Below are 24,882 nucleotides of genomic sequence, written 5' to 3' on the forward strand. Positions count from 1 at the left end.
GTGGACGAGGCGACGACGAACGTGGGAGCACGGGCGGGGGAGACGGTGGGTGTCCCCGCCGGCGCGTTCCCCCTCTCGGCCGCCCAGTTCGGACTGTGGCTCTCGCAGCAGCTGAATCCCGACGTGCCGATCAACATGGCGCAGTACGTCGAGCTTCGCGGTGCACTCGACGTCGACCTGCTCGAGCGCGCCCTCGTCGTCGTCGGCAAGGAACTCGGATCCGGCTACCTCCGCATCCTCGACGTCGACGGACGCCCCTACCAGATGGTCGACCGCACGATCGACCAGTCGCTGATTCGCCTGGACTTCTCCGCCGAGGCCGACCCGGTCGCCGCCGCGCAGGCCTGGATGCGGTTCGAGTACACCGCGCCGCTGGACCTGCTCGCCGACCCGCTGATCCGCTGCGCCCTGATCACCGTCGGCCCCGATCACCACTACTGGTATGCCCGCTGCCACCACGTCGCCCTCGACGGCCTCGGCGCGATCACCCTGATGACCAGGACGGCCGAGCTGTACACCGAGGCGCTCGCCGGCGCCGAGCTGCCCGCCGAACGCAACGACGGGCTGTTCGAGCTGTACCAGGCCGAGGACAAGTACCGGCAGTCGACGCGCTTCGACACCGACCGCACCTACTGGGGCGAGATCGCGCGGGGCCTGCCCGAGCCGGTCACCTTCGCGCCGCGGCAGGCGCCGCCGCAGGCGCTGAGCCGGGTCGCCAGCGCACCGCTCGCCGCAGGCACCGTCGACCGGATGACCGAGGGCGGCCCGTCGCTGGCCCCCGCCACGATCGCCGCGTTCGCCGCCTACTTCGGCCGGATGACCGGCACCGAGGACGTCCTGCTGTCGCTGCCGGTGTCCGCCCGCACCACCGCGGCGATGCGCCGCGCGGGCGGCATGGTGTCGAACGTGGTGCCGTTGCGCGTCACCGTCGCCGCCGACACCTCGATCGCGAGCCTCGTCGAGTCCGTGCAGGTGCAGATCGTCGGTGCCCTGCGGCACCAGCGGTACCGCGCCGAGGACATCCGCCGCGACCTGGGCGTTCATGGCGCGGAGCGGGCCTACTTCGGTCCCGTCGTCAACATCATGATGGGCCTCGGCGACCTGCGCCTCGGCGAGATGACCTCGCACCTGCACGTGCTGTCGTCCGGCCCGGTCGACGACCTGATGCTGAACCTGTACGAGACCGGCACCGGCAGCACCCACATCGACTTCATCGGCAACCCGGCCCGCTACACCGGCGAGGAGATCGAGCGGCACCACGAGCGGTTCTTCGACTTCCTCGCCCGGTTCGTCGCCGCCGACCCGGACGCGACCGTCGCCGACCTCGAGTACGTCGGGGAAGCGGAGGTCGTCTGGCTCTCCGATCGCCGCGGCGAGGCGGCCACCGAGCCGCGGGTCCTCGCCGACATCCTCACCGAGACCGCGCGGCAGCACGCCGACCGGGTCGCGGTCACCCTCGACGGCACCGAGTGGACGTACCGGGAGCTCGACGACCGCGCGAACCGGCTGGCCCGCGTCCTCGTCGACCGCGGCGTCGGGCCGGAGAGCTTCGTCGCGCTCGCCGCGCCCCGGTCCCTCGAATCGGTGCTCGCGGTGTGGGCCATCGCCAAGGCGGGCGGCGCGTACCTGCCGATCGACCCGAACTACCCGGCCGACCGCATCGCGCACATGGTCACCGACTCGCAGATCGTCGAGGGCGTGACCCTCGCCGCGCACCGCGCCGACCTGCCCGACTCGGTGGACTGGCTGGTCCTGGATTCCGACGACCTGCACGCGCTGTGCGCGGCGCAGTCCGGCGACGGCGTCACCGACGCCGACCGGCTGGCCCCGATCCGGCCCGCGAACCCCGCCTACGTCATCTACACGTCCGGCTCCACCGGCAGGCCGAAGGGCGTCGTCGTCCCGCACCTCGGCCTGTCCACACTGGCCGCGGACCTGCGGGTCACCTACTCGGTCACCCCCGACGCCCGCGTCGCGCACTTCGCGTCGCCGAGCTTCGACGCCGCGTTCGGCGAGATGCTCGCCGCGTTCGCGCACGGCGCGACCCTCGTCGTCACCCCGCCGACGGTGCTCGGCGGCGACGACCTCGCCGCGGTGCTCGCCGCCGAGCACGTCACCACCCTGGTCTCGACCCCGCCCGCGGTGCAGACGCTGAACCCGGAGGGCCTCGACGAACTGGTCCGCGTCGTCACCGGCGGCGACGTGCTTCCGCCGGAGCTGGCGGCCCGCTGGGACGGCAGGCTGCGCAACGCCTACGGCCCCACCGAGACCACCGTCATCGTCACGATCACCGACCCGCTGACCCCGGACATGCCGGTCACGATCGGCGCCCCGATGCGGGGCGTGCACGCCCTCGTTCTCGACGCGCAGCTGCGCCCGACCCCGATCGGGGTGGCGGGCGAGCTGTACATCGCCAACCCCGGCCTGGCCCGCGGCTACCACGGCCGCGCCGCGCTGAGCTCGGAGCGGTTCGTTGCGAACCCGTACGGCGCGGCCGGGCAGCGGATGTACCGCACCGGCGACGTGGTCCGGTGGACCGCCGACGGCGACCTCGACTACGTCGGCCGCTCCGACTTCCAGGTGAAGGTCCGCGGCTTCCGCATCGAGCTCGGCGAGATCGACGACGTCCTCGCGGGTCACCCGTCGGTGGACTTCGCGACCACGCAGGTCCGCACCGGGGCGGCCGGGCAGAGCCTGCTCGTCGCCTACGTGCTGCCGGTGGAGGGCGAGCACATCGACACCGCAGCGCTGCTCGCGCACGCGGGCGGGCAGCTGCCCGAGTACATGGTGCCGAGCACCGTCGTCGTCCTCGACGAGATCCCGCTGACCGTGAACGGCAAGCTCGACCGGGCCGCGCTGCCGGAACCGCAGCTGGTCACCGCGACGGCCGAGCACCGGGACCCGAGCACCCCCCTCGAGCACCGGATCGCCGCGATCTTCGCGCAGGTCCTCGGCCTGGACCGGGTCAGCGTCGACGCCAGCTTCTTCGAACTCGGCGGCGACAGCATCGTGTCGATGCAGCTCGTCTCCCGGGCGAAGGCCGCTGGCCTGTCGTTCACCGCGCGGGACGTGTTCGAACGCCGCACCGTCGCGGGGCTGGCCGAGGTCGCGCGGATCGCCGACGACGGTGCCGACGCCCCGGCCCGGCTGGAGGAGCTGCCCGGCGGCGGCGTCGGCGACCTGCCACTGACCCCGGTCGTCCGGTCGATGCTGGACCTGGGCAACTACGCCGGCTTCGCGCAGGCGCTGGTCCTGGTGCTGCCGGAGGACGCCGCCCAGGATCGGGTCGTCGCGACCGTGCAGGCGGTGCTGGACCGGCACGACCTGCTGCGCGCGCAGCTGACCGGCGCCGGGCAAGACGCCGCGTTCGTTGCCCGGCCGGTCGGCAGCGTGTCGGCCGCCGACCTGATTGCCGAGGTCGCCGCGGTCGCCTCTCCCGGCACCGCCGACTTCACCGCCCAGGTCGGGGCGGAGACCGCGGCAGCGGCGGGCCTGCTGGACCCGGCCGCCGGGGTGATGGCCCGGTTCGTCCGGCTGACCGGCGCGCCCGGTGCCGCCGGCGGCGACCGACTGCTCGCGGTGATTCACCACCTCGCCGTCGACGGGGTGTCCTGGCGTGCGCTGGTGCCGGACTTCGCGATGGCGTGGCTGCAGATCGCGTCCGGCGCGGCCCCCGTGCTGCCCGAGGTCGGGACGTCGATGCGCCGCTGGGCGCACGGCCTGATCGAGGCGGCGCAGGCCCCGGACCGGATCGCCGAACTCGACAGCTGGCGGGGCATCGTCGACGGACCGGACCCGCTGCTCGGCGCCCGGGCCCTCGACCCGGCCGTCGACGTCGCGGGCACCGAGCAGCGGGTTGAGGTGGAGCTGTCCGCCGCAACCACCGAGGCGCTGCTGACGACGCTGCCCGCCCAGTTCCGCGGCGGCGTCAACGACGCCCTGCTCGCCGGTCTCGCGATCGCGGTCGCCGCGTGGCGTCGCGACCGCGGCCAGGACGCCGCGTCCACGCTGATCGACCTCGAGGGGCACGGCCGCGAGGAGGCCGTCGTCCCCGGCGCCGACCTGTCCCGGACGGTCGGCTGGTTCACCAGCGTCTTCCCGATGCGGCTCGATCTCGGCGACGTCGACGTCGACGACGCCCTCACCGGCGGCCCCGCCGCCGCGGCCGCGATCAAGCGGGTCAAGGAGCAGTTGCGCTCGGTGCCGGACCACGGCATCGGGTACGGCCTGCTGCGCTACCTGAACGAGGACACCGCCGGGCAGATGCGCGGCTGGGCACGCCCGCAGATCGCGTTCAACTACCTGGGCAGGCTGTCCGCGGGCGACATCCCCGCCGAACTGCGCAGCGTCGGCTGGATGCCGGACGGCGATTCGCTCGGCACCGGCGCGCACCGGGACGCGGACATGCCGCTGTCCGCGGCGCTGGCGATCGACGCGATCGCCGCCGACGCCGCCGACGGGGTCCGGCTCACCGCGACGTTCGCGTACGCGGCCGGGCTGCTCGACGAGCGGTCGGTCGCCGAACTGGCCGGGCTGTGGCAGCGGGCCCTCGACGGCCTCGCCGCCCTCGCCGCGTCCGACCACACCGGCGGGCGCACCCCGTCGGACCTGCCGCTGGTGTCGGTGACGCAGGAGCAGATCGACGGCTGGGAGCTGCGCTACCCGTCGCTGTCCGACGTCTGGTCGCTGTCACCGCTGCAGTCCGGTCTGCTGTTCCACGCGACGCTGACCGACCAGTCCGTCGACGTGTACACCGCGCAGATCGTCCTCGACCTCGGCGGCGTCGTCGACGCCGACCGGATGCGGGTCGCCGGGCAGGCGCTGGTCGACCAGCATCCGAGCCTGCGGGCCGCGTTCGTCTACGACGACTCCGGCGTCCCGGCGCAGGTCGTCGTCGACGACGCGACGGTGCCGTTCACGCTCGTCGACCTGGCCGGGCACCCCGACGCCGACGCGGAGGCCGCCAGGCTGATCGACGCGGACCGGGTGGCCCGGTTCGACGTCGCCGCGCCGCCGCTGGTGCGGATGCTGCTGGTGCGCACCGCATCAGACCGCTACCGGCTGGCGATCACGAACCATCACCTGCTGCTCGACGGCTGGTCGCTGCCGCTGATCCTGCAGGACCTGCTCGCGCTGTACGCGGTGGCCGGGGACCGGTCGGTGCTGACCCGCGGTCGGTCCTACCGGGAGTTCCTGGAGTGGCTGGACCGGCAGGACCCGCAGGTGTCGCGGGACGCGTGGGCGCGGGCCCTGTCCGGGCTGGAGGAGCCGACGCTGCTCGCGTCCGGGCATCCGGTCGCGGCGCTGCCGGTGCCGGAGGAGGTCGAGGTCACCCTCGACGCCGCCGTGGAGGCCGGGGTCGTCGCGTTGGCGCGGGACCTCGGGGTCACCGCGAACACGATCGTGCAGGCCGCCTGGGGCGTGCTGCTGGCGCGGCTGACCGGGCGCACCGACGTGGTGTTCGGTGCCACCGTGTCCGGGCGTCCCCCGCAGCTGCCCGGCATCGAGACGATGGTCGGCCTGTTCATCAACACGCTGCCGGTGCGGGTGCACCTGGACGAGGCCGAGCCGATCACCGAACTGGTGCGGCGGCTGCAGGTCGAGCAGGCGGACCTGCTCGACCACCATCACATGGGCCTGACGGACATCCAGCGGACCGCCGGTCTCGGCGCCCTGTTCGACACCCTCGCCGTGTTCGAGTCGTACCCGGTGGACCGGGACGCGCTGTCCGCGGCCACCGACATCGCGGGCATGCGGGTGCGGGACATCGGCGTCAACGACGCCACCCACTACCCGCTGACGCTGGTGGCGCTGCAGGACCCGGCGCTGCGCTTCACCGTCAAGTTCCTGCCGACCGTCTTCGGTCGCGACGAGGTGCTGCGGATGATGGCGCGGTTCACTCGGATCCTCGCCGCCGTGGTCGCGGACCCGTCGGCGCCGGTCGGCGGCATCGAGATCCTCGACGGCGCGGAGCGGGCGCGGCTCGCGCCGGTCCGCGGGCTGCCCGCGACGCCGGTGCACCGCGGCTTCGAACTGTTCGGGCAGGCGTGTGCCGACAACGCCGAGGGGACAGCTGTCTCCTTCGCCGGGCAGGAACTGACCTACCGGGAGCTCGACGAGCGGTCCAACCGGATGGCCCGGATCCTCGTGGACCGCGGCGTCGGGCCGGAAACCTTTGTTGCACTGGGGATGACCCGGTCGCTGCAGTCGATCGTCGCGATGTGGGCGGTGCTCAAGTCCGGTGGCGCGTTCGTCCCGGTCGACCCGAACTATCCGCTCGACCGGATCGAGCACATGCTCACCGACTCCGGCGCCCGGATCGGTCTCACCGTCGCCGCCGAACGGGCGCTGCTGCCCGGCGGTGGCACCGAGTGGCTGGTCGTCGACACCGACGAGTTCGCGACGGAGGCCGCGGCCCGGTCCGCCGCGCCGCTGACCGACGCGGACCGGCTCGGGGCCGGGCGCCTCGAGCAGCCCGCGTACATGATCTACACGTCGGGGTCGACGGGCCTGCCGAAGGGTGTCGTCGTCACCCGCACCGGCCTGGCGAACTTCGCCGTCGAGCAGCGGGAACGCTACGGCGTCACCGCCGCGTCCCGGGTGCTGCACGTCGCGTCCCCGAGCTTCGACGCGTCGGTGCTCGAGTACACGATGGCGTTCGGTTCCGGTGCCACCCTGGTGGTGTCCCCGCCGACCGTGTTCGGTGGCGCCGAACTGCACGACCTGATCGTCGCCGAGCAGGTCACCCACGCCTTCATCACCCCGTCCGCGCTGGCGTCGGTGGACCCGGCCGGGCTCGACAGCCTGCAGCACCTGGTCGCGGGCGGCGAGGCGGTGCCCGCCGAGATCGTCGCCCGGTGGGCGCCGGGCAGGCGGCTGTACAACGGCTACGGCCCGACCGAGACCACGATCATGGCCGCGATCAGCGACCCGATGGCGCCGGGGCAGACGATCACGATCGGCGGCCCGATCCGCGGTGCCCAGCTGCTGGTGCTCGACGAGCGGCTGCGGGTGGTTCCGGTCGGCGCGACCGGTGAGCTGTACATCGCCGGTGTCGGCCTGGCCCGCGGCTACCATGCCCGGCCCGCGCTGAACGCCGAACGGTTCGTCGCGAACCCGGCGGCGCCGGGCGAGCGCATGTACCGCACCGGCGACCTGGTGCGCTGGATCCCGGCGGCGCCGGGGGATGAGACGGCTCTCACGGTCGAGTACCTCGGCCGCTCCGACTTCCAGGTGAAGGTCCGCGGTTTCCGGATCGAGCTCGGCGAGATCGACGCCGCGCTGACCGCGCACCCGGCGGTGGACTTCGCGGCCACCCTCGGCGTCGACAACGAGCACGGGCAGACGCAGCTCGTCGCCTATGTGCGCCCGGCGCCCGGGGCGACGATCGACACCGCCGAGCTCACCGAGTTCGTCGGCCGGTCCCTGACCGCCTACATGGTGCCGTCGGCGATCGTGGTCCTCGACGTGGTGCCGCTGACCCCGGTCGGCAAGCTCGACCGCCGCGCGCTGCCCGCGCCGGTATTCGCCTCGACGACAACGGAGTACGTCGCGCCCACCTCCCCGGTGGAGGAGCTCGTCGCCGATGTGTTCGCGGAGGTCCTCGGGGTCGCGCGCGCGGGCCTGACCGACGACTTCTTCGACCTCGGCGGCAACTCGCTGATCGCCACCAAGGTCACCGCACGGGTGAACGCCGCCCTCGGCACCACGATCGGTGTCCGGGACCTGTTCGAGGCGCCGACCGTCGGCGCGCTCGCGCTGCGCGCCGAGCACGCCGCGACCGGAACCGCGGACCGGCTGCCGCTGGTCGCGGCGGATCGCCCGGCCCGGATCCCGCTGTCGCTGGCGCAGCAGCGGATGTGGTTCCTCAACCGCCTCGACCCGGCGGCGGGCACCTACAACGTGCCGCTCGCGATCCGGTTGTCCGGGCATCTCGACACCGCCGCGATGGCGGAGGCGCTGCGGGATGTGCTCGGCCGCCACGAGGCGCTGCGCACCGTGTTCCCGGAGACCGTGGACGGGCCCGAGCAGGTGGTGCTTCCGCTGTCGCAGGTGCATCTCGACCTCACCCCGATCGCGGTCACCGAGGCCGAACTGCATTCCCGTGCACTCGAACTCGGCTCCGCCGGCTTCGACGTGACCCGCGAGATCCCGGTCCGCGGTTTCCTGTTCGAGCTCGATGCCGATCAGCACGTGCTGACCCTGGTGATGCACCACATCGCCACCGACGGCTGGTCGCTGGCGCCGCTGGCGCGGGACCTGGTGCTGGCCTACACCTCCCGCACCCAGTCGGTGCCGCCGGTGTGGGCGCCGCTGCCGGTGCAGTACCCGGACTTCGCGATCTGGCAGCGCGAGCTGCTCGGCGACGAGCGGGACCCGGAGTCGCTGGCCGCGCGGCAGATCGGCTTCTGGACCGGCGAGCTTGCCGGGCTGCCCGATGTTCTCGACCTGCCCTCGGACCGCCCGCGCCCGGCGGAGCAGTCCGGAATCGGTGCTCGCGTGCAGTTCCCGCTGGACGCGCAGACCCGCCGCGCGATCGACGACCTCGCGCACGCGCATCGCTCGACGCCGTTCATGGTGCTGCAGTCGGTGCTCGCGGTGCTGCTCGCCCGGATCTCCGGCGAGTCCGACATCGCCCTCGGCACCCCCGTCGCCGGCCGCGGCGAGAAGGCGCTCGACGAGCTCGTCGGCATGTTCGTCAACACCCTGGTGCTGCGGACCACGGTCGACGGCGCGGCGTCGTTCACGGATCTGCTCGCGCAGGTCCGCGGCCGCGACCTGGCCGCGTTCGAGCACACCGACGTGCCGTTCGAGCGGCTCGTCGAGGTGCTCAACCCGGTGCGCTCGACGGCGCATTCGCCGCTGTTCCAGGTGCAGTTCGCGCTCGAGAACTTCACCGACCCCAGCATCGACCTGCCCGGCCTGACCGTCGCGGCGGAGGGCATCAAGACCGCGGTGTCGAAGTTCGACCTCGAGGTCACCGTCGGCGAGCAGGCGGGCGGCGGCTACGACGTCACGTTCCTGTACGCGACGGACCTGTTCGACGAGTCGACGGTCCAGCGGTTCGCCCGCTGGTACACGACCCTGCTCGCAGGCGTACTTGCCGATCCCACTTCCGCGATCGGCGATGTCGCGCTGCTGGACGAGGCCGCAGCACAGCGGGTGTTGGCCTGGTCCCGCGGGCCGGCGGCGGAGCAGGCAGCGGAGTCGTTGTCGGCGAGTATCGCGGGACAGGTCCGGGCTTACCCCGACGCCGCAGCGGTGGTCGTCGGCGACGCGAGCTGCACCTACGGCGAGCTCGACGCCAGCGCGGAGTCGCTGGCGGCCCGCCTCGTCGCCCAGGGCGTCGGCCCGGACACGGTGGTTGCGCTGGTGCTGCCGCGCTCCCTGGACTGGGTCGTCGGCATGGTCGCGGCGTGGAAGGCCGGTGCGGCCTACGTACCCGTCGACCCGAGTTGGCCGCTGGACCGTGTCGAGTCGCTGCTGACCGACATCGGCGCCCGCGCACTCGTCGCGCGGGGCGACTGGGCCGCCCAGCACGACGTCGGCGTGCCGGTCGTGGTCATCGATCAGCTCGGTGCCACCGGCACCGCGGCTCTGCCCGACCGCTGGCGGGAACCCGCAGCGGGTGCGCGGGCCGGGTACGTCATTTCGACCTCCGGGTCGACCGGTCGGCCGAAGCCGACGATCGTCGCGATGGCCGGTATCGAGAACACCGTCCGTTGGTACGCCGGTGAGCTGAGCCTCGCGGTCGGCGACGGGGTGCTCATCGCGTCGTCGCCGAGCTTCGACCTGACCCAGAAGAACGTGTGGGCCACGCTGGCGTCCGGCGGCACCGTGCATCTGGCAACCGAGCAGTTCGATCCGCGGGAGATCCTGGCCGCGGTGACCGCCGGTGTCCGGGTGGCGAACATGTCGCCGAGCGCCTTCGAGGCCGTAGTCGACGCGGACACAGCGGATGTCCTCGCATCGCTCGACGTGGTGTTCCTCGGTGGCGAGGCGCTGCGTCCGGCGGCGTTCTCCGAGCTGACCGCGGCGGGCGTGCGGATCGTCAATAGCTACGGACCGACCGAGGCATCCGACGTCGTGTCCTTCCAGGCCGTGTCGGCCACGGACGGTGCCACCACGCCGATCGGCCGGCCGGTCCCGGGCATCGACCTGTTTGTGCTCGATGAGCGGCTGCGACCGGCACCCGCGGGGATCACGGGTGAGCTTTACGTCGCGGGCATCGGCGTGGGCCGCGGCTACGGTGCGATGGTCGACCAGACCGCCGCACGGTTCGTCGCGAACCCGTTCGGAGACAACGGCTCCCGGATGTACCGCACCGGCGACCTCGTCCGCTGGAACAGCGTCGGTGAGCTCGTGTACGTGGGCCGCTCCGACTTCCAGGTCAAGCTCCGCGGCCAGCGGATCGAGCTCGGCGAGATCGAGTCCGCGCTCCTGGCCCTTGACGGCGTCGACCAGTGCGTCGTCGCGTTGCACAGTGATGCCCACGCAGGCGACCAGCTGGTCGCCTACCTCGTCGGCACCGGGCTCGACACGGCCGACGTCAAGCGGGAGCTCGGCCGACGTCTGCCCACCTACATGGTCCCGGCGGCGTTCGTCGCGCTCGATGCCTTGCCGCTCAATGCGAGCGGCAAGGTCGATCGTCGCGCGCTCCCCGCCCCGGACCTGGACCTGCTGCACTCGGACCAGTACGTGGCGCCGAGCACTCCGGTCGAGGAGATCGTCGCCGGGATCGTCGCCGAGGTGCTCGGTATTGAGCGGGTCGGCGCCACCGCGAGCTTCTTCGACATCGGCGGCAACTCGCTCGCCGGAATCCGGGTGATCTCCCGGATCAACGAGGCATTCGGCGTGCAGCTCGCCGTCGCCGCGCTGTTCGAGGCCCAGACCGTCGCCGAACTCGCCGGTCGTGTCGAACACGCCGAGCGTCGCACGGATCGTCCGGCGCTGACCGCCCGCGTCCACGACGCCGAGGTGCCGCTGTCGCTGGCGCAGCAGCGGATGTGGTTCCTGAACCGGTTCGACGCCGAATCGGCCGCCTACAACATGCCGTTCGCGATCCGGCTCACCGGCGACCTGGACGTGCCGTCGCTGCGCGCGGCGATGCGCGACGTCCTGGACCGGCACGAGACCCTGCGCACCGTGTACCCGGACGCGGACACCGGTCCGCTGCAGGTGGTGCTGCCCGCCGAGCAGGTGGCGGCGGCCGCGGACCTCGAGGTCACCGTGGTCGCCGAGCAGGACCTCGAACGGGAAGTGGTCGCGTTGGCGACCGCCCCGTTCGACGTGACCGCCGCGCCGCCGCTGCGGGTCCGCCTGCTGCAGACCGGCAGTGCGCACACGGACGGCGTCGACACCCACGTCCTGGTCTTCGTCCTGCACCACATCGCCTTCGACGGCTGGTCGTCGGCGCCGCTGGCCCGCGACCTGATGGTCGCCTACACCGCCCGCACCGCCGGGGAGGCGCCGGCGTGGGCGCCGCTGCCCGTGCAGTACGGCGACTTCGCGATCTGGCAGCGCGAGCTGCTCGGCGACGAGACCGATCCGCAGTCCCTCGCGGCCCGGCAGCTGGAATTCTGGCGCGGCGCGCTCGCGGACCTGCCCGACCTGCTGGAGCTGCCCACCGACCGGCCGCGCCCGGCGCAGCAGTCGTACCGCGGCGGCGACGTCGCGTTCACCCTCGACGCCGACCTGCACGCCCGCCTGCTCGGCGTTGCGCGGGCGACGAACTCGACGCTGTTCATGGTCGTGCACGCGGCCCTGTCGGTGCTGCTGGCCCGGCTGTCCGGCAGCGAGGACATCGCCGTCGGCACCCCGATCGCCGGCCGCGGCGAGGCCGCCCTCGACGACATCGTCGGCATGTTCGTCGGCACCCTGGTGCTGCGCACCGAGGTCGACGAGAACGCGTCCTTCGCGGACCTGCTCGGCCGGGTACGTGAACGCGACCTCGCCGCGTTCACGCACACCGACGTGCCGTTCGAGCGGCTCGTCGAGGCGCTGAACCCGACCCGATCCGCGGCGTACCACCCGCTGTTCCAGGTGTCGCTGTGGTTCCAGAACGTCACCCGCGCCGCACTGGAACTGCCCGGACTGACGGTGGCGCCCGCCGAGTTCGAGACCGGGCTGTCCCGGTTCGACCTGCAGCTCACCGTCACCGACACCACCGACGCGCAGGGTGCTCCCGGCGACATCGACGTCGTCCTCACCTACGCGAGCGACCTGTTCGACCGGTCCACCGCGGAGGCGTTCGCGGCCCGGCTGACCGCCGTTCTCGCCGCCGTCGCCGCCGACCCGGCGGTCGCGGTCGGCGACATTGCGCTCGTGTCCGCCGACGAGCGCGCCCTGGTGCTCGACACCTGGAACGACACCGCGCACGTGGTGCCGGAGGTGGCGGCGGGCGAGGACACCCTCGCCGCGCTGTTCGACGCGCAGGTGGCCCGCACCCCGGACGCGGTCGCCCTCGCCTTCGAGGGCGAGGAGCTGACGTACGCGGAGTTCGACGCCCGCGCCAACCGGCTCGCCCGGCACCTCATCGGTCTGGGTGTCGGCCCGGAATCGTTGGTGGGCCTGTCGATTCGCCGGTCCATCGACCTGCTCGTCGGCATGTACGCGATCCTCAAGGCGGGCGGCGCGTACGTGCCGCTGGACCCGGATCACCCGGCCGAACGCAACGGCTACGTGCTCGACTCCGCGGCACCGGTCTGCGTGCTGACCACCTCCCGGGACGCCGACGCCCTGCCCGCCGACGCGCCCGCGCTGCGGATCGACGAGATCGACACCGCAGGCTACGCCGACACCCCGGTCACCGACGCGGACCGGATCGCCCCGCTGCGCCCGCAGCATCCGGCGAACCTGATCTACACCTCCGGCTCCACCGGCAGGCCGAAGGGCATCTCGGTGCCGCACGCCGGCCTGGTCAACCAGCTGCGCTGGATGCAGGACGAGTACGCGTTGACCACCGACGACGCGGTGATGCTCAAGACCCCGATGACGTTCGACGTGTCGGTGTGGGAGTTCTTCTGGACCCTGCAGACCGGCGCCCGGCTGGTCATCGCCCGCGCCGACGGGCACCGCGACCCCGAGTACCTGTCGCAGTTGATGGTCGACCAGCGCGTCACCGTCGTGCAGTTCGTGCCGTCGATGCTCGCGATGTTCGTGTCCAATTCGTCTGCGCGCATTCCGGATTCGGTGCGTGCCGTGATCGCGATTGGTGAGGCACTGCCGATCGAGACGGCGGAACGGTTCCGGGCCCTGTCGTCCGCGCCGCTGGACAACCTGTACGGCCCGGCCGAGGCGTCCCTCGCCGTCACCTACTGGCGGCACACCGCCGCCGACCAGGGCGTCGTCCCGATCGGTGTGCCGATGTGGAACACCCGCCTCTACGTGCTCGATTCGCGCCTGCAGCCGGTCCCGGTGGGCGTCGCGGGTGAGCTCTATCTGTCGGGCGTCCAGCTGGCGCGCGGCTATCAGGGCCGCGTCGACCTCACCTCGGACCGCTTCGTCGCCGACCCCTACGGCGCGGCCGGGGAGCGGATGTACCGCACCGGTGACCTCGTGCGTCACCGGCCCGATGGTGTCCTGGAGTACATCGGCCGCACCGATTTCCAGGTCAAGGTGCGCGGCAACCGGATCGAGCTCGGCGAGATCGAGGCCGCGCTGCTGTCCGCGCCGGGGGTCAGCCAGTCGGTTGTTGTGGTCCGCAGCGACGCGCACACCGGCGATCAGCTGGTCGGCTACGTGGTGCCCACCGGGGACGTCACCCTGGTCGGCGACGAGGTGGCCGCGCACGCCGCGCAGGCGCTGCCGTCGTACATGGTGCCCGCCGCGGTGATGGTGCTGGACGAGTTCCCGCTCAACGGCAGCGGCAAGCTGGACCGGAAGGCGCTGCCGGAGCCGGTGTTCGACCTCGCGGCCGCCGAATACGTCGCGCCGCGCGACCCGGTCGAGGAGGTCGTCGCGGGCGTGTTCGCCGACGTGCTCGGCGTGCCGCGGATCAGCGCGCTGGAGAGCTTCTTCGACGCGGGCGGCAACTCGCTGATCGCGACCCGGGTCGTCTCCCAGGTGAGCGCGGCGCTCGGTGTCCGCGTCGGCGTGCGGGACCTGTTCGAGGCGCCGACCGTCGCGCAGCTCGCCGCGCGGCTGGAGCTGTCCGACCGCAGGGACCGTCCGGCCCTGACCCGTCAGGACCGCGGCGCGACGGTGCCGCTGTCGCTGGCGCAGCAGCGGATGTGGTTCCTCAACCGCTACGACCCGACCTCACCGGCCTACAACCTGCCGCTGCCGGTCCGCCTCGTCGGCGACCTCGACGTCGCGGCGATGACGGCCGCGGTCGCCGACGTCATCGAGCGGCACGAGTCGCTGCGCACGATGTTCCCGGATTCGGAGTCCGGCCCGCACCAGGTGATCGTGCCCGCGGCGGGCGTGGTTCCCGACCTCACCGCGGTGGACGTGGACACGGCGGGCCTGCCCGCCGCCGTCGCCGAGGCCGCGACCCGCGGCTTCGACGTGACCGTCGAGGTGCCGCTGCATGCGCGGCTGCTTCGCGTCACCGATGGGGACGCCCGCGGCGAGCACGTGCTCGTCCTTGTCCTGCACCACATCTCGGGTGATGCGCTGTCGATGGGCCCGCTGGCCCGGGACGTGATGATTGCCTACGGCGCCCGCACCGCCGGCGAGGCGCCCGGGTGGGCGCCGCTCGACGTGCAGTACGCGGACTACGCCCTCTGGCAGCGCACCGTGCTCGGCGACGCCGCCGACACCCGGTCCGTCGCTGCCGCCCAGATCGGGTACTGGCGGCAGACCCTGGCGGGGCTGCCGGACCGCCTCGACCTGCCCACCGACCGCCCCCGCCCGCACGCCCAGTCCACCCGCGGCGCCGACCTCCGGGTCGCGCTCGGGGCGGAGCTGTATGCACAGGTCACCGGCTACGCGCGCCGCACCGGCGCGACACCGTTCATGGTGCTGCACGCCGCGTACACGACGCTGCTCGCGCAGCTGTCCGGCACCGACGACATCGCCGTCGGCACCCCGGTCGGCGGCCGCGGCGAGCGTGCCCTCGACGATCTGGTCGGCATGTTCGTCAACACCCTCGTGCTGCGCACCGTGGTGGACCGCGGCGAGAGCTTCGACGCGCTCGTCGCCCGAACCCGGACCGCGGATCTCGCGGCCTTCGAGCACGCCGAGATCCCGTTCGAGCAGCTCGTCGAGGTCCTCGACGTGCCCCGGTCGACGGCGTACTCGCCGCTGTTCCAGGTGGCGTTGGCGTTCGCGCCCGCCGCGCCGGCCCGGTTCGAGCTCGCCGGACTCGACGTCGACGCGCTGGACGTGCCGACCGGCTCGGCGAAGTACGACCTGATGCTCACCGTCGTCGAGACCGGCGAGTCGGGCGCCGACGCGGTGTTCACCTACGCCACCGACCTGTTCGACGAGTCCAGCGTCGCCCGGATCGGGGAGCAGTTGCGTCGCCTGCTCGCCGAGGCCCTCGCCGCGCCGACCACCCCGGTCGGCGACCTCGCGGTGCTGGACGCGGCGGGGACGGCCGCGCTCGTCGACCGCCGCGGCCCCGCCGCCGAGGCGCCCACGACGCTCGCCGCGATCCTCGCGGACAGCGCGGTCAGGAACGCCGACCGGACCGCGATCGAAGCCGACGGTGAGCACGTCACCTACGCGGAGCTGGCCGCGCGCGCGAATCGGCTGGCGCGGCACCTGATCCGCCTCGGCGTCGGACCGGACACCGTGGTTGCGCTGGCGCTGCCGCGGTCGATCGACGCGATGGTCGCGATCTGGGCGGTCGCCGCTGCCGGCGGCGGGTACGTCCCGATCGACCCGAAGCTGCCTGCCGACCGGATCGCCCACATGGTGACCGATTCCGGTGCGGTCGTCGGATTGACCACCGCGGCAGCGGGTTCCGAGCTGCCGGCGGACGCCCGCCCGGACGCGGGCTGGCTGGCGCTCGACTCGGAGGAGCTGGCGACCGCGGTCGCCGCCGAGTCGGCGGCGCCGCTGACCGACGCCGACCGGGCCGCCGCGCTGTCGGTGGACCACCTCGCCTACCTGATCTACACCTCCGGCACCACCGGTCTGCCCAAGGGTGTCGCGGTGCCGCACCGCGGCCTCGCATCGTTGACCGCCGACCTCGTCGAGTTCTACGGGACCACGTCCGCGTCGCGGGTGCTGCAGTTCGCGGCGATCAGCTTCGACGCGGCGGTCGGTGAGCTGCTCTCCACGTTCGGGGCGGGCGCCACGATGGTCATCGCCCCCACCGACCTGTACGGCGGCACCGAGCTGGCCGCGTTCATCCGGGACCAGCGGATCACCCTGTTCGTCGGCGCGCCGACGGCCGTGCAGACGATCGACGCCACCGGTCTCGATCTGATCGAGCGGATCGTCGTCGGTGGCGACGTCTGCCCGCCGGAGCTCGCCGCCCGCTGGGGTGGCCGACTGCGGAACGCGTACGGCCCCACCGAGGCCACGGTGATCGTCACGATCACCGACCCGCTCGGCGCGGGCGCACCGATCACGATCGGCGCGCCGATGCGCGGCGTGCACGCGCTGGTGCTCGACGCCCGGATGCGTCCGGTGCCGGTCGGCACCCCCGGCGAGCTGTACATCACCAACGCCGGCCTGGCCCGCGGCTACCACGCGCGCCGCGGCCTGACCGCGGAGCGGTTCGTCGCGAACCCGTACGGCGGGCCGGGGGAGCGGATGTACCGCACCGGTGACGTGGTGCGCTGGGATGCCGGGGCGAGCGAAGCGACGGGGAATGTCACTGTCGGCGACCTGGTGTACGTCGGCCGCTCCGACTTCCAGCTGCAGGTCCGCGGATTCCGGGTCGAGCTCGGGGAGATCGACGCCGCCCTGTCCGCGCACGAATCGGTCGCGTTCGCCGTCACCGTCGGCAGACCCGGCCCCGCAGGGGACCTGGCGCTGGTCGGCTATGTGCAGCCGGTCGCCGGGGCCCGCCTGGACGTCGACGCGCTCACCGCGTCGGTCGCGGCGACGCTGCCGCCGTACATGGTGCCGTCGGTGATCATGGTCCTCGACGAGGTGCCGCTCACCGCGCTCGGCAAGGTGGACCGGGCGGCGCTGCCCGCCCCCGAGTTCGCCGGTGCGGCCGTGTACGTCGCGCCCGCCGGGGACGTCGAGGTCGGTGTCGCCGAGGTGTTCGCGCGGATCCTGGACGCGGAGCGAGTCGGTGCGACCGACGACTTCTTCGACCTCGGCGGTAACTCGCTGATCGCGACCCGCGTTGTCGCCCAGATCAATCAGGCCCTCGGAACCGGGATCGGGGTCCGGGACCTGTTCGAGGCGCGGACCGTTGCCGAGCTCGCGGCCCGGGTGGTCCGCGGCGGCGACAGCAGCAGGCCCGCGCTGGTGCCGCAGCAGCGAAACGGTCAGCTGCCGCTCTCGCTCGCGCAGCAGCGGATGTGGTTCCTCAACCGGCTCGATCCCGCGTCCGCCGCCTACAACATCCCGCTGGCGGTGCGGTTGTCCGGCGACCTGGACGTGGCGGCACTGCACGCCGCGCTGCGCGACGTGGTCGGCAGGCAGCAGACGCTGCGCACCTCGTACCCGGACAGCGGCGACGGTGGGCACCAGCTGGTGCACGCCCTCGACGCCGTCGACCTCGACCTCGCCGTCGAGTCGGTGTCAGCCGACCGGGTGGTCGAGCGGATCACGGCCCTCGCCACCGACGGCTTCGACGTCACCACCGCGGTGCCGGTGCGGGCCGCCTTGCTCGAACTCTCGTCCGCGGAGCACGTTTTCGTGCTCGTCCTGCATCACATCGCCGCCGACGGCGTCTCCCTGACGCCGCTGGTGACCGACCTGATGACCGCGTACGCGGCCCGCATCGGCGGGCAGGAGCCGCAGTGGACGCCGCTGCCGGTGCAGTACGCGGACTACGCGATCTGGCAGCGGGAGCTGCTCGGCGACCCCGAGGATCCCCGGTCCAGGGCGGCCGCGCAGCTCGGCTACTGGACGTCGGCCCTTGCCGGGCTGCCGGATCAGCTGGACCTGCCGACCGATCGGCCGCGGCCCGCCCGCGCGTCGATGCGCGGCGGCCGCGTCGAGTTCACGATCGACGCCGAGGTGCACCGCGCGGTCGCCGAGATCGCCCGCGCGCAGGGCGCGACCGTGTTCATGGTCATGCACGCCACCCTCGCGGTGCTGCTGGCTCGGCTGAGCACCAGCACCGACATCGCGATCGGCACCGCCATCGCCGGCCGCGGCGAGCCGGAGCTGGACGGGCTCGTCGGCATGTTCGTCAACACCCTGGTGCTGCGCACCCGGGTCGAGCCGGAAACCGACTTCGCGACCCTGCTCGAGCACACCCGCACCGCCGACCTCGGGGCGTTCGCGCACACCGAGCTGCCTTTCGAACGGCTCGTCGATGCAATCAGCCCGTCCCGGTCCCAGTCGCACCACCCGCTGTTCCAGGTGGCGATCGACTTCCAGGATGCGGGAGAGGCGCGGCTGGAGCTGCCCGGTCTGACGATCACCCCGGAGCCGATCACCGCCGGTGTCGCCAAGTTCGACCTGCAGCTGTCCCTTGCGGAGCAGGTGGACGCCGACGGCCGCCCGGACGGCATGCGCGCCGGCTTCGACTACGCCACCGATCTGTTCGACGCCGCGACGGTCCGCACCTTCGCGGACCGGTTGGTGCGGATCCTGTCCACCGTCGTCGTCGACCCGACCATCCCGGTCGGGGACGTGCCGATCCTCGACCCCAGTGAGGAGGACCGCCTCGCCGGGGTCGCGGGGCCTGCGGGGCTGCCGCACCGCACCCTGCCGCAGATCCTCGCCGACGCCGTCGCCGCCGACCCGGCCCTGGTCGCCGTCGACGCGGGCGCGCTCCGGATCGACTACCGTGAGCTCGACGCCCGCTCCAACCGTCTCGCCCGCGTCCTGATGGACCGGGGCGTGCGCGCTGGCTCGTTCGTCGCGGTCGCGATGCCGCGCTCGGTCGACACCGTCACCGCGGTCTGGGCGATCGCCAAGACGGGCGCCGCGTTCCTGCCCGTCGACCCGAACTACCCGGCCGACCGCATCGCGCACATGCTCACCGATTCCGGTGTCGCCGTTGGTATCACGACGTCCCCGCACCGGGACGCGCTGTCCGGGCAGGTGGACTGGCTGGTCCTCGACGAGGCCGCCGACACGATCGAGGCCGCCTCCGACGACACGGTGGAGCCGGCCCGCCCGGTGCTGGTGGACGACGCCGCGTACGTCATCTACACCTCCGGATCGACCGGCCTGCCGAAGGGCGTCGTGGTCACCCACCGCGGCCTCGCCGACCTGGTCGCCGAGCAGCGCGCGCACATGCTGATCGAACCGGGTTCGCGCACACTGCAGTTCGCGTCGCCGAGCTTCGACGCGTCGGTGTTCGAAATGATGATGGCGTTCGGCAGCGGATCGACGCTGGTGATCGCCCCCGCCGACCTGTTCGGCGGCGTCGAGCTGTCCGAGTTCCTCCGCGGCCGTGGGGTGACCCATGCCTGCATCACCCCGGCCGCGCTCGCCGCGGCGGACCCGACGGGCCTCGACGCGCTGCGGGTTCTCGCGGTCGCCGGCGACGCGTGCCCGCCGGAGCTGGTGGCCCGATGGGCACCGGGCCGGACGATGCTCAACCTGTACGGACCCACCGAGGCCACCGTGTGGTCGACCGTGTCGGCGCCGCTGCAGGCGGGCGAGCCGATCACGATCGGCGCCCCCACCCGCGGGGTCCGCGTCGCCGTCCTCGACGGCAGGCTGCGGCCCGCCCCGGTCGGTGTCGCGGGTGAGCTGTACCTGTCGGGCCCCGCGCTGGCCCGCGGCTACCACGCCCGCGGTCCGCTCACCGCGGAACGCTTCGTGGCCAACCCGTTCGGTGCCCCGGGCTCGCGGATGTACCGCACCGGCGACGTGGTCCGCTGGACCTCCGGCGGCACCCTTGAGTACGTCGGCCGCTCCGACTTCCAGGTGAAGGTGCGCGGTTTCCGCATCGAACTCGGCGAGATCAGCGGCGCCCTGGCGTGCCACGACAGCGTCGGTTTCGTCACCACCGAGGGCGTCACCGCGCCCGACGGCGGCACCGTGCTGGTGAGCTATGTGCTCCCGGCCGCGGGCCGCGTCGTCGAGGAGGAGACGCTGCGCGCGTTCGCGGCGGAGTTCCTGCCCGCCTACATGGTTCCGTCGCACGTCGTCGCCCTCGACGAGGTGCCGCTGACGCCCGCGGGCAAGCTGGACCGGCGGGCGCTGCCGAAGCCCGAGTTCGTCACCCCGGCCGCCGACTACGTGGCGCCGCGGTCGCTGACCGAGGAGCTGATCGCGGGGATCTACGCCGAGGTGCTCGGCGCGGAACGGGTCGGCGTGCTGGACAGCTTCTTCGACCTCGGCGGCAACTCGCTGTCCGCGACCAAGGTGACCGCCCGGGTCAGCGCCGCGCTCGGTGTGCGGGTCGGCGTCCGGGAGCTGTTCGACGCCCCGTCCGTCGCGGAACTCGCTGCCCGGGTGGAGCATTCATCTGCAGATACCGCGCGGGCCCTGGTCGCCGGGCCGCGGCCGGAGCGGATCCCGCTCTCCCTCGCGCAGCGTCGGATGTGGTTCCTCAACCAGTTCGACACCGACTCGGCCGCCTACAACGTGCCGATGGCCGTCCGGCTGTCCGGTGACCTCGATGTCGCCGCGCTCGAGCGGGCCGTCGCGGACGTGCTGGCCCGGCACGAGGTGCTGCGGACCGTGTACCCGGGGGCCGCGGACGGCCCGTACCAGCAGATCCTGCCGGTCGGCGAGCTCGCGGTGTCGCTGGCGCCGGTGCACGTGACCGAGGCCGAGGTCGTCGGCCGCGCGGTCGAGTTGGTCTCCGCCGGCTTCGACGTCACCGCCGCGCCGCCGGTGCGGATCACGCTGCTCGAGGTCTCGCCGACCGAGCGGGTGCTCGTCGTGGTGATGCACCACATCGCCTCGGACGGTGCGTCGGTGGCGCCGCTGGCCCGCGACATCATGGTCGCCTACGGGGCCCGCTCGCACGGCGCCGCGCCGCAGTGGAGTCCGCTGTCGGTGCAGTACGCCGACTACGCGCTCTGGCAGCACGAGACCCTCGGATCGCTGGACGATCCGGAGTCGCTGGTGAGCAGCCAGAGCGCCTACTGGCGCGGACAGCTCGCCGGGCTGCCCGAGGTGCTGGACCTGCCGATGGACCGGCCGCGCCCCGCGGTGCAGTCCACGGCGGGCGCGAACGTCGAGTTCGTCATCGACGCCGCCACCCACGCCCGACTGCTCGAGCTCGCGCGCTCGCGCGGCACGAGCCTGTTCATGGTGCTGCACTCCGCATTCGCGGTGCTGCTCTCGCGCCTGGGCCGGGAGACCGACATCGCGATCGGCACCCCGGTCGCCGGTCGCGGCGAGCAGGCCCTCGACGACCTCGTCGGCATGTTCGTCAACACCCTGGTGCTGCGCACCGAGGTCGCCCCGGACGCCTCGTTCGCGGCCCTCGTCGACGCCGCCCGCGAGAGCGACCTGGCCGCGTTCACGCACGCGGACATGCCGTTCGAGCAGCTGGTCGAGGCGCTCGCGCCGGCCCGCTCCACCGCGATCACGCCGCTGTTCCAGGTGATGTTCACCATGCAGAACAACGCGCAGGCGAGCTTCGAGCTGCCCGGCCTCACCGTCAGCGGCCTGACCTCCGACTTCGACGTCGCGAAGTTCGACCTGCAGCTGACCGTGACGGACGCGACGACGGCCGCCGGTGAGCCCGCGGACCTGGCCGCCTCGTTCACCTACGCCACGGCGCTGTTCGACGAGGAGACGGTGCACGGGTTCGTCCGCCGCTTCACTGCGGTCCTCGATGCCGCCCTCGCGGATCCGACGCATCCCGTCGGCGACATGGATCTGCTCGATCCGGTCGAGCGCGCCCAGGTGCTGACCGGCTGGGTGGAGCCCGGCGTCGAGGTGCCTGCGGGCACGCTGGCGGATGCGTTCGCGGTGCAGGCTGCCGCGTGGGCGGACCGGTCCGCGGTTGTCGCCGACGGCGGTCGGCTCACGTACGCGGAGCTGGCCGACCGGGTGAACAGGCTCGCGCGGGTGCTCATCGCCGAGGGTGTCGGCCCGGAGTCGATGGTGGCGGTGGCGATGCCGCGGACCACGGATCTGGTGGTGGCGCTGCTCGCGGTGGTCACGGCGGGCGGCGGCTACGTCCCGGTAGATGTCACCTACCCGCAGGACCGGTTGGCGTACATGCTGGCCGACTCCGAGCCTGTGGTGGTGCTGTCCAGTGTCGCCGATGTGGAGTCGTTGCCGGACAACGATGTTCGTTCGTTGCTGTTGGATTCGCCGGAGTTGGCGGAGCGCCTGGGCGCGATGTCGCCTGCGCCGGTGACGGACGAGGACCGGTTGTCGGTGCTGTCGCCGCAGCATCCGGCGTATGTGATCTACACGTCCGGGTCCACGGGTCGCCCGAAGGGTGTCGTGGTGCCGCATGTGGACGTGTTGACGTTGATGGCGAACACGCAGCTCAAGTTCGGGTTCGACGAGTCGGATGTGTGGACCATGTTCCACAGCTATGCGTTCGATTTCTCGGTGTGGGAGCTGTGGGGTCCGCTGCTGTTCGGTGGCGAGTTGGTGATCGTGGATTACCTGACGTCGCGGTCGCCGGAGGAGTTCCTCGACCTGTTGCGGCGGGAGCGGGTGACGGTGTTGAACCAGACGCCGTCGGCGTTCTACCAGCTCGCGGAGGCCGATCGACTCGCGAGCGAAGCCCGAGGGGACAGTTCTGTCTCGGATCTGGCGTTGCGGTATGTGATCTTCGGTGGTGAGGCCCTGGACCTGGGGCAGCTGGACCGCTGGTACGCGCGGCACGGCGAGGATTCGCCACGTCTGGTGAACATGTACGGCATCACCGAGACGACGGTGCACGTGTCGTTCCTGTCGCTGGATCGGGCGTTCGCCGCGGAGTCGAAGGCCTCCGTCATCGGTCGTGGTCTGCCGGGCATGGGTGTGTATGTGCTCGATACGCGTCTGCAGCCAGCGCCGGTGGGTGTGGTCGGTGAGATGTACGTGCACGGTGGTCAGTTGGCCCGTGGGTACCTCGGGCGGCCGGATCTGACGTCGGATCGGTTCGTGGCGAACCCCTTTGGGGCTGCGGGGGAGCGAATGTACCGCTCGGGTGACCTGGCGCGGTGGAATGCGGACGGTCAGCTGGAGTACCTGGGTCGTAGTGATTTCCAGGTGCAGTTGCGTGGTTTCCGGATCGAGCTCGGTGAGATCGAGTCGGCGTTGCTGCGGTTCGAGGGTGTGGCGGCGTCGGCGGTGTTGGTGCGGTCGGACGAGCACACCGGTGACCGGCTGGTGGGGTATGTGGTGCCCGAGGCCGGCGTCACCGTGGACGTCGAAGAGCTGTTGAGCTTTGTCGGCGAGTTCCTCGCGGCGTACATGGTGCCGTCGACGGTGATGGTGCTCGATGAGTTCCCGCTGACCGCGAACGGCAAGCTGGACCGCCGGGCGCTGCCCGCGCCCGACTTCTCCTCGCGCACCAAGGAATTCCGGGCACCGACCACCGAGGTCGAGCAGATCCTGTGCGACCTCGTCGCCGAACTGCTCGGTGTCGCGGCCGTCGGCATCGACGACTCGTTCTTCGCCCTCGGCGGCGACAGCATCGTCTCGATCCAGCTCGTCGCCCGCGCCAAGTCCGCCGGGATCGTGCTCACGCCGCGAGATGTGTTCGAGCGCAAGACGATCGCCGCGCTCGCCGAGGTTGCCACCGTCGGCGGGGAGATCGTCACCCTCGACGAGCTCCCCGGCGGCGGCGTCGGGGACATCGACGTCACCCCGATCATGCAGTGGATGCTGACGCAGGGCGAGTACGGCAACTTCTCCCAGGCCGTGATGCTCACCCTGCCCGCCGAGGTCGACGCGGACCGGCTCGCGGCCACCGTCGCCGCGGTCGTCGACCGGCACGACATGCTGCGGGCACGATTCGTCGTCACCGACGGCGCATCGCTGACGGCCCAGCCGGAGGGCGCAGTGCCGTCCGAGGCCATCGTGCACCGGGTCCCGTTCACCGCCGAGCATGGCACGGACGAGTTCAAGGCGTTGGCGCGGGCGGAAATGGAAGCCGCTGCTTCCCGCCTCGACCTCGGTGCCGGCATCGCCCTGCAGGTGGTGTGGTTCGATCCCGAGCCGCGCGAGGCCGGGGTCGCGGACACCCGCACCGGCCGCCTGCTGGTGCTCGCGCACCACCTCGTGGTCGACGGCGTCTCGTGGCGCATCATCGTGCCCGATCTCGCCGTGGCCTGGGCGCAGCTCGGCGAAGGCGGCCGCGCGGACCTCCCACCCGTCGGGACGTCGTTCCGGCGCTGGGCGCGCAGCCTGACCGAGGCCGCACACGACGAGACCCGCACCGCGGAGATCGCGCTCTGGCAGGAGATCCTCGACGGACCCGATCCGTTGCTCGGCACCCGGCTGCTCGATCCGGCGGTGGATCACGTCTCGACCGTCCAGTCGCTCGAGGTCAACGTTCCCGCGCCGGTCACCAATGCCGTCCTGACCTCGGTTCCGGGCGCGATCAACGGCAGCACGAACGACGGACTGATGACCGCCCTCGCGCTGGCCCTGGTCGCCTGGCGCACCCGCCGCGGTGTCGCCGATAGCACCACCCTGGTCAGTCTCGAAGGCCACGGACGCGAGGAAGAACTGGTACCGGGCGCCGACATCGCCCGCACCGTCGGCTGGTTCACCAGCCAGTTCCCGGTCCGCCTCGACCTGACCGGCATCGACATCGACGACGCACTGCGCGGCGGTGATGCGGCGGGCGTGGCCCTCAAGCGGGTCAAGGAGCAGCTGCTCGCGATCCCCGACCACGGTGTCGGATTCGGCCTGTTGCGGCACCTCAACGCGGAGGCG

The 24,882-nt window shown here is 72.5% G+C and carries 1 protein-coding gene (running past one end of the window); it reads left to right on the top strand.

All coding sequences use genetic code 11. The features are described 5' to 3' along the window. Positions 1-24,882, top strand: partial view of a non-ribosomal peptide synthase/polyketide synthase gene (locus tag ACWF62_RS14625; protein WP_452630469.1) — the 5' portion only. The gene runs 18,540 nt beyond the window's last position; 24,882 of the gene's 43,422 nt are visible here — the first part of the coding sequence; its start codon is at positions 1-3; its stop codon lies off the right edge, out of view.

The sequence above is a fragment of the Rhodococcus sp. NPDC054953 genome (assembly GCF_053609225.1).